The 11,804-nt window shown below is 73.4% G+C and carries 6 protein-coding genes; 5 read left to right on the forward strand and 1 reads right to left on the reverse strand.

The genetic code is table 11. The features are described from left to right. Positions 1–146: 146 nt before the first annotated feature. Positions 147–2,936 (forward strand): right-handed parallel beta-helix repeat-containing protein, encoded by a 2,790-nt coding sequence (locus ACZ37P_RS27060; RefSeq protein ID WP_467349029.1) that lies wholly within the window; start codon positions 147–149, stop codon positions 2,934–2,936. 137 nt (positions 2,937–3,073) lie between these two features. Beyond that, positions 3,074–3,397 carry a WXG100 family type VII secretion target gene (locus ACZ37P_RS27065; RefSeq protein WP_355344257.1) on the forward strand — a complete coding sequence of 108 codons (324 nt, stop codon included), beginning with the start codon at positions 3,074–3,076 and terminating at the stop codon, positions 3,395–3,397. A gap of 43 nt (positions 3,398–3,440) precedes the next feature. Here ACZ37P_RS27065 and ACZ37P_RS27070 read toward each other — a convergent pair whose 3' ends face one another. Continuing rightward, entirely contained in the window at positions 3,441–4,064 is a 624-nt protein-coding gene (locus ACZ37P_RS27070; RefSeq protein WP_355344254.1) for a hypothetical protein, read from the reverse strand. Between the two features lie 147 nt (positions 4,065–4,211). Here ACZ37P_RS27070 and ACZ37P_RS27075 point away from each other — a divergent pair, with 147 nt between their 5' ends. The 3 genes from ACZ37P_RS27075 to ACZ37P_RS27085 form a co-directional block, all read left to right on the forward strand. After that, entirely contained in the window at positions 4,212–4,652 is a 441-nt protein-coding gene (locus ACZ37P_RS27075; protein ID WP_355344251.1) for a WXG100 family type VII secretion target, read from the forward strand. Between the two features lie 62 nt (positions 4,653–4,714). After that, positions 4,715–9,067, forward strand: coding sequence for a type VII secretion protein EccCa (eccCa, locus tag ACZ37P_RS27080; RefSeq protein ID WP_467349031.1), 4,353 nt, complete (start codon positions 4,715–4,717; stop codon positions 9,065–9,067). After that, positions 9,060–11,804 (forward strand): hypothetical protein (locus ACZ37P_RS27085; RefSeq protein WP_467349033.1); only part of this gene is annotated, 2,745 nt, incomplete at its 3' end. The genes eccCa and ACZ37P_RS27085, both read left to right, overlap by 8 nt.

Below are 11,804 nucleotides of genomic sequence, written 5' to 3' on the forward strand. Positions count from 1 at the left end.
GAAGGGCCGTTGACCGGGCGGCCGGTTGTCGAGCGGGCGCCGTATGAGCGGCCCGCGTCCGGTCGGCCCGGGACCCGGCACGTCCGCCCTGTGACGCGCTCCTTGACCCGCCCCGTGACCCGGCGGGCGACCCCCGGGAGCGTCCGGTGAAGGCCGCCGCCCAGCGCGTGGCGCCGGGCAGTTGGGGCGGCCACCGCACCATCGCGGCGGCCGTGCGGAGCGCGGACACCGGCGCCGTCATCACCGTACAGGCGGGCACGTACAGCGAGAGCCTGCTGCTTGACAAGGATGTCACCCTGGTGGCGAAGGGCGCCGTACGGCTGGTCGCCGTCCGCGGCCCGGCCGTCACCGTGCACGCGGGCCGCGCCGAGATCCGCGGCTTCACCCTCGTGTCCGCCGTGCCCCGCGAGGCCGCGCTGCTGGTGCGCGCGGGCGAACCGGTGCTGCGGGACTGCGAGATCACCGGCGGCCGGATCGAGGTCGCGGGCACCGCCGCCCCGCTGCTGAGCGGCTGCTCGGTACGGAAGGCCGAGGGCGCGGCGGTCCGGCTGACCGGCACCAGCCGCACCACACTGGAGAATCTGACCGTCGGCGGCTGCGTCGGCGACGGCCTGGTGGTCGAGGACGAGGCGCGCGCCGAGTTGACCGACGCCCTGGTGGACGGCGCCAGCGGGCGCGGCGTCCTGCTCACGGGCGGCGCGCACGCGACGCTGACCCGCTGCGACGTCCGCGGTAGCGGCGGCACCGCCGTCGTGGTCGAGGGACACGCCACCGCGGCGCTGCGCGACTGCCGCCTGCACGAGACGGGCGCCGCGGGCGTCTGGGTCCGCGAGACGGCGGGCCGCCTGACCCGCGCGGCCTCCGGCGCGGGTCACCGGCCCCCCGCCCACGGCGAGGACGCCGAACCGGCCGCGCCCGCCACCGGATCCGCCGCCCGCCCGGGCCACGACACCCCGGGCGTACGGCTGCGCGACTGCGAGATCTTCCGCACCGAGGGCGCCGGCGTACTGGCCGACGGCAGCAGCTCCGTCCTGCTCGACGGCTGCCATGTGCACCACACCACCGGCGCCGCGATCCTGGTCACGGCCGAGGCCACGGCCGAGTTGACCGGCGTGCGGGCCGTCGACTGCCAGGACACCGCGCTGGCCGTCAGCGGGGCCGGCCGGGCCACCGCGCACGACTCCACCTTCGCCCGCAGCGGCGCCAACGGCCTGTACGCGGTGGCCGAGGCGGAGGTGACGCTGACCGGCTGCACCGTACGGGACACCGCGTACACCGGCGTGCACCTCGGCGGCGGGGCCCGCCTGCACGCCAGGGGCTGCACCGTCAGCGGTTCGCCCGAGTACGGCGTGCGGGTCACCGAACGGTCCGAACTCCTCGCGGACGACTGCGAGATGACGGACGCGGGCCTGGCCGGGGTGTACGTGCAGGGCGGCGACGCGGCCGTCCGCGGCTGCCGGGTGTCCGGCGGCCGGGAAGGCGTACACCTGCACACCACGCACCGCCCGCTGCTCGCGGAGTGCGAGATCACCGCCTCCGGCGAGACCGGCGTCCGGGTCGGCCGGGACACCGGCGCCCGGCTGGAGAACGTCACCGTCACCGGCAGCGGCACCGCGGGCCTGCTGCTGGAGGAGGGCAGCACGGCCGTCGTGGAGGGCGGCGCGGTCCGCGAGCCGCGCGGCAGCGGCGTCGTCGTACGCGCCGGGGCCCGGCCCCGCGTACGCGGCCTCACCGTCGAGGGCGCGGCGAAGAACGCGCTGTTCGTCGAGGAGGGCGGCGAGGGCCTGTACGAGGACTGCCACCTCTCCAAGAGCCGCTTCCCCGCCGTCTACGCCGGTGCCCGCTCGCGTTTCCTGCTGCGCCGCTGCACCGTGGACGGCACCGACACCGACCTGCTGCGGGACGACGAGGCCGACGTGCGGGCCGAGGACTGCCTGGTCCAGGACGCGACCGATCCGCTCCTGCCGACCCTCGCGCCCCCGGCGGCGGGGGAGGAGGGGCGCGTCGCGGTGCCCGCCGTCGCCGGAGCGCCCCGCTCGGCCGCGGAGAAGGCCGAACAGGCCGCCGGTGAGACCGAGTCGACCGCGGAGGCGGCCCGCGCGAAGCTCGCGGAACTCCATGTGGAGCTGGACCGCCTGGTCGGCCTGGACAGCGTCAAACGCGACGTGGTCACGCTGACCAAGCTCATGCAGATGGTCAAGGTCCGCCAGGAGGCCGGGCTCGCGGCGCCGCCGCTGAGCAGGCACCTGGTCTTCGCGGGCAATCCCGGCACCGGCAAGACCACGGTGGCCCGCCTGTACGGCGGCTTCCTCGCCGCCCTCGGCCTGCTCGAACGCGGACACCTGGTCGAGGCCGACCGGGGCGACCTGGTCGGCGAGTACGTCGGCCACACCGCGCCCAAGACGACGGCGGTCTTCCGGCGCGCGCTGGGCGGGGTGCTCTTCATCGACGAGGCGTACTCCCTCGTGCCGCAGGGGCAGTTCACCGACTTCGGCTCCGAGGCCATCTCGACGCTGGTGAAGCTGATGGAGGACCACCGCGACGAGGTGGTGGTCATCGTCGCCGGATACCCGAGCGAGATGAACCGGCTGCTGGAGTCCAACGCGGGCCTGGCCTCGCGCTTCACCCGCACCCTGCTCTTCGACGACTACACCTCGGAGGAGCTGGTGCGGATCGTGGAGCACCAGGCCGTCGACCACGAGTACACCTTCGCGCCGCAGACGACGGCCGCGCTGCACGACTACTTCGCGGCCGTCCCGCGCGGCGAGCAGTTCGGCAACGGGCGCAGCGCGCGGCAGGTGTTCCAGCGGATGACCGAGCGGCACGCGTACCGCGTGGCCGAACTCGACCTGAGCGCCGTCGATCTCGCGGCGGCCGACGTGGAGTTGCTCACCACACTGCTGCCCGCCGACCTCCCCCCGGGAGGCGCCGCTTGACCGCGCGGGCGGACGTACGCCCCGCTGCCCGGCGGGCGGACCGTACGGCGGCGGCCCCGGCACAGGACTTCGGCGCAGGACCGGCACAGGACTTCGGCACAGGACTTCGGAGCGGCTGAAAGGAAGGTGACCCGCGGATGTCGGACCAACCGACCCCGGAAGAGTGGCGCGCGGACCTCGCGGCGCTGAACGACGCGATCGGCGTGGTGAAACGCGAGTCCGGCACGATCACCACCACCATGAACTCGATCGACGCCAAGGTGAAGCAGATCGGCGCCGACTGGTCCAGCCCGTCGCACGAGTCGTTCGCGGCGATGATGACGTGGTTCCACAAGGTCCAGCACGAACTGGACGAGTTGCTCAAGGACATCGCCTCGCGGATGACGACGTCGTACAACAACTACCACGACTCCGAGCACGTCAATCTGAACAACCTCAGCGACGGCGGGACCCATGGCTGAGAGCCGCCGCCGCGCACCGCGTGGGCGGTACGCGGCGGCGCGTTCAGCCCGCGGGCGGCGGCGGGAAGCGCGACTCCCGGTCGGTGTGCGCGTACACCTGCCCCGAGTGGTTGAGCAGCGCGATGTACTCGCCGAGCTTCTCCAGCGTCGAGCCGATCTGGAGCAGGGCGCGGTCCTGGGCCGGGTTCATGTCCGCGCCGAATTTCACGCCGGTCTCGGCGAACGGGTTGTCGTGCGTCTTGCCGACCGACGGGTCGTACCCGGACGAGAGCGAGGTGTGGCCCTCGCCCTCCGCGTTCTTGTCCTGGGCGCCCTGCCCGAAGACATGGCCCTTGACGGCCATGACCCGCTTGCGCAGCTCCTCGTACCGGTCGACCGCGCCGCGGGCCTCCGTGAGCATCGACTTCTCCGCGACGCGTACCGCGCTCAGGTCGATCTTCAGGTCCGCCGCGGCCTCGTACGAGTTCGGGTCGGGGCCGGAACCCTGGTCGGACTGGCTGTCCTTCGGGTCGATGTTGAAGGACGGCGGGGTGGACCAGATGACCTTGTCGGTCGGCACGAGACCGTCGAGGTTCTTGTCGTGGTCGGGGTTGGGCGTCTCCGACCCGTCCGCGGGCGGATCGGGCAGCGGAGTGGTGTCGTATTTCGAGGTGATCGGATCGGTCACGTCGTCTGCCTCGTCTCTCTCGCGCCGACCGCACGGCCGGTTCGCCAAGCATGGGCCCGGCAGGACACCGCCAGGTTTACCACTTATATGAGGAATTGTCAGCATGCAGGTGCCGCACCGGTATCCGCTCCCCGAGAAAGGCGCGTCATGGCCGACTCCGGCACCGCCGACTACGACACCTCCGTCCTCAACATCTCCCCGACGGGCCTGAAGTCCGACGCCAACGACCTGGTCACCCTCAGCAAGACCGTCCTGTCGAGCCTCACCACCATCCGGGGCCAGTTGGAGGGACTGCACGTCGCCTGGCAGGGCCAGGCCGCCTCGGACGCCGACGAGGTCAACAAGAAGTGGGTGTCGGTCATGACCGAGCTGTTCGGCACGGAGGACGACCCGCACAAGGGAGTTCTGTCCGCGCTGGCCGACGGGGTCGGCATGGCCGCGTACAACTACACCACCGCCGAGGACGGCATCGCCGACGCCTTCAAGTCGTTCCGCACGGCCTTGACCAGTGACGACGGGAAGTCCAGCGACAAGCCGCCCGCCGCGGTCACCGACCCCAACAAGACCGCGGTCACCATGGAGTTCTAGTGCCGGCGCACCGCCCCCGCCACCTCGCCCCCACCGCCCCGACAGCCCGCTAGGCAGCCATCGTGAGTCGAATCCCCTTCCACCGCCCCGTCCGCATCACGCCCCCGCCGATGCCGGAGGGCCGGACGAAACTGGCCGGCCTGCCCCAGCGGCCACAGCCGCAGGGCGCCGCGGGCTGGCTGATGCTCCTGCTGCCCCTGCTGTCCAGCATGAGCATGGCCGCGTACATGATCGCCTACGGCAAGGCGTGGATGATCCTGCTGGGCATCGCCTTCGTCGTGGTCTCCGTGGGCATCACCATCGGTGTCCGGATGCAACTGCGCAGCCACCGCCGCCGCAACCAGTACCGGCAGCGGGAGCGGTACCTGGAGTATCTGGCCGGGGTGCGCAAGCAGGTCATGCGCTCCCAGCTCGGCCAGCGCGCCGCCGACGCGTGGCGGCACCCGCACCCGGACCGGCTCTGGGCGATCGCCACCCGCCGCCGCCGAGTCTGGGAACGCCGCCCGGGCGACGACGACTTCCTGCACCTGCGGCTCGGCACCGGCACGGTGGCGGCGGCCGACGCGCTCCAGATGCCGGGGCAGAACGACCCGACCATCGACGTCGACACGCCCTGCCAGCACGCCGCGGCCGAACTGGTCCGCGCGCACGGCACCGTCGCCGACCAGGCCGCCTGGCTCGACCTGCGCGCCGCGGGCGTGGTGAGCCTGCTGGGCCCGCGCGACCGCACCCGCAAGCTCGCCCAGACCCTGCTGCTCCAGCTCTCCGTGCTGCACGCCCCCGACGACGTGCGGATCGCCGTCGTCACCGGCGGCAACTCCGACTGGGACTGGGCCAAGTGGCTGCCGCACGCCCAGCAGCCCGACCAGGCCCAGCGCCGTGAACAGGAAGTCGTGCCGCTGCTCGCCGACGACCTCGCAGGACTCCAGGACCACCTCCAGGCCACCCTCGACCGGGCGGTCGCCGCCCGCGCCGAGCGCAACGCCCGGCTGATCTCCCAGCGCGACACCAGGCCCCGTAGTCACGTGGTGGTCTTCCTCGACGGATACGAGCCCGACGCGCCGTGGGCGCGCTCGGCGCTGCTGTCCGACCTGCTCACCGAAGCGGGCCCCGACCTCGGCGTGCACGTGGTGTGCCTGGTGGAGGAAGAGGGCTCCGAGCCGGGCCGGGTGGACGTACGCGCCCGCACGGACGCCCGCGGCGGCCTCGCGCTGGAAGGCCGTACGCCCGCGCTGCACGCCCCGGTCGAGCAGGCCGTCGTGGACGAGGTCGCGCCCGGCGTCCTGGAGGCCACCGCCCGTTCGCTGGCCCCGCTGCGGCTGACCGGCGAGCGTGAACAGGTCCTGTCGGAACACGTCTCCCTCTCCGACATGCTCGGCGTCCCCGACATCGCCCACTTCGACCCGGCCGCCCTGCGCCGCGCACCCGACGACAGGGAACTGCTCTCCGTCCCCATCGGCGTCACCGGCACCGGCGAACCGCTGACCCTGGACCTCAAGGAGTCCGCGCAGGGCGGCATCGGCCCGCACGGACTCATCGTCGGCGCCACCGGCTCCGGCAAGAGCGAACTGCTGCGCACCCTGGTCACCGGACTCGCCATGGCCCACGCGCCGGAGCACCTGGCCCTGGTCCTGGTCGACTTCAAGGGCGGCGCCACCTTCGCGGGCGTCACCGAACTGCCGCACGTCTCCGGCCTGATCACCAACCTCGCCGACGACCTCGCGCTCGTCGACCGGATGCGCGACGCGCTGCGCGGCGAACAGCAGCGCAGGCAGCGGATGCTGCGCGAGGCGGGGAACGTCGACTCCGTCCGCGAATACCAGTTGCGGCAGGCGGCGGGCGCCACCGACATCAACGGCAAACCGCTGGAGCCGCTGCCCTATCTGCTCATCATCGTCGACGAGTTCGGCGAACTCCTCTCCCAACGCCCCGACTTCATCGACCTGTTCGTGCAGATCGGCCGGGTCGGCCGCTCGCTCGGCATGCATCTGCTGCTGGCCACCCAGCGGTTGGAGGAAGGCAGGCTGCGCGGCCTGGAGTCCCACCTGTCGTACCGGATCTGCCTGCGCACCTTCAGCGCCGCCGAGTCCCGCGCCGTCATCGGCACCTCCGACGCGTACACCCTGCCCGCCATCCCCGGCTCCGCCTACCTCAAGGTGGACGAGTCGGTCTACGAACGCTTCCGCGTCGCGTACGTCTCCGCGCCCTACCAGGACCACGACGCCGACAGCGCGGGACCGGCCCTGGAACCCGTGCCCTTCGCCGTGCACGGCGACCTCGCGCCGCTCGCCGCGGACGAGGCCGAGACGCCCGGCTGGGACTGGGACCCGGAGGGCGGCTCGACCGAACTCCAGCTCGCCGTAGAGCGGTTGGCCGACAAGGACACCGCGGGCCACCAGGTGTGGCTGCCGCCGCTGCCCCCGCGCTTCACCCTCGACCCGCTGCTCGGCGAACCGGAGGCCGACCCGGAACTGGGCCTGCGCTGCGCCCTGTGGCCGTACTCCGGCGAGCTGAAGTTCCCGGTCGGCGTGCTGGACGTGCCCTCCCGGCAGGAACAGCAGCCCCTCGTACTGGACCTGGCGGGCCGTCAGGGCCACATCGCCCTGGTCGGCGCCCCGCAGAGCGGCAAGTCCACCTTCCTGCGCACCGCGATGCTCAGCGCCATGCTCACCCACACCCCCGACGAGCTCCAGTTCTACGGGATCGACATGGGCGGCGGCTCGCTGCACGGCCTCGGCGACGCACCGCACGTGGCGGGCATCGCGGGCCGCCGCGACGACGAGCGGGTCCGCAGGGTGCTGGCCGAGATCACCGGCCTGGTCACCGCGCGCGAGCAGATGTTCCGCGACCTGGGCATCCAGTCCGCGGCCGAACTGCGCGCCCGCCGCGCCGCGGGCGAAGTCCCCGACGGCGTATGGTCGGCCGACGTCGTGCTGGTGGTCGACAACCTCGCCGCCCTGCACACCGCCGACGAGAACGCCGTCGTCACCCTCACCGAGATCGCCACCCGCGGCCTCGGCGTCGGCGTCCACCTCTGGCTGACCGCCAACCGCTGGGCCGAGGTACGGATCGGCCTGCGCGACAGCATCCCCGGCCGCCTCGAACTGCGGCTCAACGACCCCACCGAGTCCGAGATCAGCCGCCCCGCCGCCCGCGCGCTCGGCCAGAGCATCCCCGGCCGGGGCCTTGCCGCCGCGGGCCTGACCCACCACATCGCGCTGCCCCGGCTCGACGCCGTCGACAGCGTCGAAGGGCTCGCCGAGGCCGGGCAGGCGCTGGTGGCCCGGCTCGCCGAGAGCTGGCGGCGGCCCGCCGCCCCGGCGCTGCGCGTGCTGCCCGCGCGGATCACCGTCCGCGAGCTGACGGCCGCCGCCGCGCTGCCGCCCGCCGAGCGCTGGGAGGGCCACGGCCCCGCCCTCGGCGCCCGCGAAGTGCCCATCGCCCTGCGCGAGTCCGACCAGCGCCCGGTCGGCCTCGACCTGACCGCCGACGCCCCGCACTTCGTCGTCTTCGGCGACTCCGGCTCCGGCAAGACCGCGTTCCTGCGCGCCTGGATGCGCGGCCTGGCCGCCCGGCACAGCGCGCGCGACCTGCGCTTCATGGTCGTCGACTACCGGCACAGCCTGCTGGGCACCGTGCCCGACGAGTACATCGGCGCCCGCGGCGGCAACGCCGACCTGGTCGCGGCCCAGGCGCAGGCCCTCGCCGAGACACTGCGCACCCGGATGCCCCCCGCCGACGTCACCGCCACCCAACTCGCCGCGCGCGACTGGTGGCACGGCCCCGAGCTGTACGTCGTCGCCGACGACTACGACCTGGCCGCGGGCACCATGGGCCACGGCCCGCTCGCCGCGCTCGCCGAATTCATCCCGCAGGCCGCCGAGTTGGGCTTCCACCTCGTGCTCGCCCGCCGCGTCGGCGGTGCCAGCCGCGCCCTGCTGTCCGACCCCCTGCTGAGCAAGCTCAAGGAGATCGGCACCGACGGGCTGCTGCTGTCCGGCGACCACCGCGAGGGCGTCCTGATCGGCGACCAGCGCGCCTACCGGCGTCAGCCGGGCCGCGGCACGCTGATCCGGCGCAGCTCCGCCGTCCCCGCCATCGTCCAGGTCGCCATCGACGAGCTGGGCGAAGAGGCCCCCGGCGTAACGGGCCCTGGCGCTACGGCCCCTGATGGAACGGCTCTTCGTGAAGGCGGCGAGCCGGTGAGCGTACCGGGCCCCGCCGCCGAGCCGGTGCCCGCGGGCGTCGTGGCGGGGCACGGCGACGATCCGGGGTCCCCCGAACCCGCCGCCAGGCAGCCCGACGTGGCCCGGTACGTCACGGGACCGGTGACCCGCCTGGGCGGCGGCCCCGAGAACAGCACCCGTCCGAGTAGCAGCGGTACGCCCGAGGAAAGCGGCCCCGACCATGGCTGACGCGGATTCCGTACTCAACACCATCAAGCTCGACGACATCTACGAACTGGGCAACGCCTGGATCCGGATGGGCGACGACCTCCACGAGCGCAAGGTCGCCGTCAACGGCTACGTCTCCGAGCTCGGCATGACCGGCAAAGCCGGTGACGAAGCGCGCCTGGCCTGGCAGGAGGGCGTCGCCCCGACCATCGACAGCGCCGCCGAGACCGCCTGGACCATCGGCCAGACGATCAACCGCTACGCCGACGAACTGCACAAGGCCGCGGCGGAGTACGCGAAGAAGCTCAACGCCGCGATGTGGGCCGACATCCTCGGCGCCCTGCTCGGCGCCGTGTTCTTCGCCCTCGGCCCGCTGCTCAGTGGACTGCTCGCCATGATCGGCCAGTTGCTGGCCCGGCTGATCCCGATCATGGCCCAGATGGCCGCCCGGATCGGCTCGGTGGCCACCGCGGTCATCGAGATCACCGGCAGCGCCGTCATCGGCGCCGCGTCCAACCTCGCCTTCGACATCGCCGTCGGCAAGATCGGCGCGGACATCGCCGGTACCGACTACGAGGTCGACTGGAGCATGGAGGCGTGGAGCCTGGGCATCGGCGGTGCCTTCGGCGGCATCAGCGGCGGGCTCGGGGCCTTCCACTACACCCCGCGTCCGGGAAAGCCGGGCTCCGGCCCCAAGACCGGGGCCCCGCCGCCCGTCTCACCTCCGCCTCCCACGCCGATCGGCGGCAATCCGCTGGGCGGCGGTGGCGGCGGCGGGAAGTCCCCGATCGGTCCGCCCCCGTCGCGGATCGGCGGCGGCGACCACGCGACGCCGATCACCGACGGATCGGGCAAGGGCGGTCCCGCCCCCGACTCGGGACCGATCGTCACCAAGAACTCCTCCGGCGGCGAGTTCAGCGGCACCAACAGCGGACCCGGCGGCGGCCACCACAGCAGCGACGTCGGCGCGCCCGCCCCCAAGGGCGACGACTCCGCCGGGGGCTCGAAGGACCCCGGCAGGACGCTGGGCGCTCCGCCGGCCAATCCGTACGGGGTGAAGACCCGTCCGGTCGGCGACGGCGGTTCGAACGGGTCGTCGGGCTCGTCCGGTTCATCGGGTTCATCGGGTTCGTCGGGTTCGTCGGGCAGGGGCGACTCCGATCCGGGCAGGACGCTGGGCGCTCCGCCCGCCAATCCGCACGGGGTGACGTCCCGCCCGTACGGTGACGGCGGTTCTAACGAGTCGTCGGGCTCTTCGGGCAAGGGCGACGGCTCACCGGGAGGTGCGAAGGACCCGGGCAGGACGCTGGGCGCTCCGCCCGGCAACCCGCACGGCGTGAAGGACCGCCCGTACGGCGAGAGTTCCGGCGGTTCCAACGGGTCCAAGGGGTCCGGTGGATCGGCCAAGCCGCTGAGCCCGAATCCGATGGACAATCCGGGCAGGCGGCTGGGCGGTCCCGGCGAGAATCCGTTCCCCGGCCCCGGCACGAAGGCCGAGGGCGGCGGGCCGGTCAAGGCCCAGCCGACCGGGCCCGGTTACGACTACCCGGCGACCAGTTCCCACGGCCGTCCCGACGGGTCGGGCTCCGGCAACCCGATGGACGGGCCGGGGCACCGCCTCGGCGGTGGCAAGCCGGACCCCAACAGCCTCTGGAAGGAACCGAATCCGGACGCGCCGGGCAGCAACGGTCCGTCGAAGGCGCAGCCGACCGGGCCGGGGTACGACTATCCCGCGACGAGTTCCCACGGCCGCTCCGACGGATCGTCCGGATCGGGCACCGAAGGGAAGCCCGGCGGGCCGGGCGGGTCGAATCCGATGGACGGGCCGGGGCACCGCCTCGGCGGCGGCAAGCCGGACCCCAACAGCCTCTGGAAGGAACCGGGTTCTGGCAACCGCGGCGGTGGTCCGCGCGACAACGGATCGACGGCGCCGCCCGCGCCGAAGGCTCCGGCGCGCACGGGTCCCGGTCATGACCAGCCCGCGACGCTCGGCGACAAGCCGGGCGGGCGGCAGAACGGCGGCGACGCGGCGGGCTCGGGCGACGGCGGCGGCAATCTGCGGTCCAACCAGGGCAACAGCAGCCACACGCAGATCGAGACCGCGCCGCCACCGCACGAGCCCGGTTCCGGCACGAACTCCGGTTCCGGCAAGGGCAGTCACTCCGACAGCGGCCAGAGCGCGCCGCCGCCCCGGAAGGAGACGACGGAGACCGCACCGCCTCCGGGCGAGGCCCCGCCGACCCCGGTGGCCCCCGCGCCCAAACCGCCGGTGCCCTCCGGCAAGGAGGGCGGGAACCCGCAGGGAGGGAATTCCCAGGGCGGCAACACGCAGGGAGGCGACCACCAGAGCGGGAATCCGCAGGGCGGAAACTCCCAGGGCGGGAACTCTCAGGGCGGGAACCGTCAGGGCGGGACATCGAAACCCCCGGCTTCGAGCGGCACCGGCCCCGACCCGATGGCGAATCCCGGCCGGACGCTGGGCGACGGGAAGCCGGTACCGGCCAGGGAGCCGCGTTCGGGTGGTTCTTCTGAGTCGTCGCCGGTGCCGTTGAGTCCGAATCCGATGGACAATCCGGGGCGTCGGTTGGGTGGTCCGGGTGAGAATCCGTTCCCCGCGCCGGAGTCGAAGCCGCAGGGTTCCGGCGGGCCGGAGTCGCACTCCGACCCGATGGCGAATCCCGGCCGGACGCTGGGCGACGGGAAGCCGGTACCGGCCAGGGAGCCGCGTTCGGGTGGTTCTTCTGAGTCGTCGCCGGTG

It is taken from the genome of Streptomyces sp. NPDC024632, assembly GCF_055559175.1.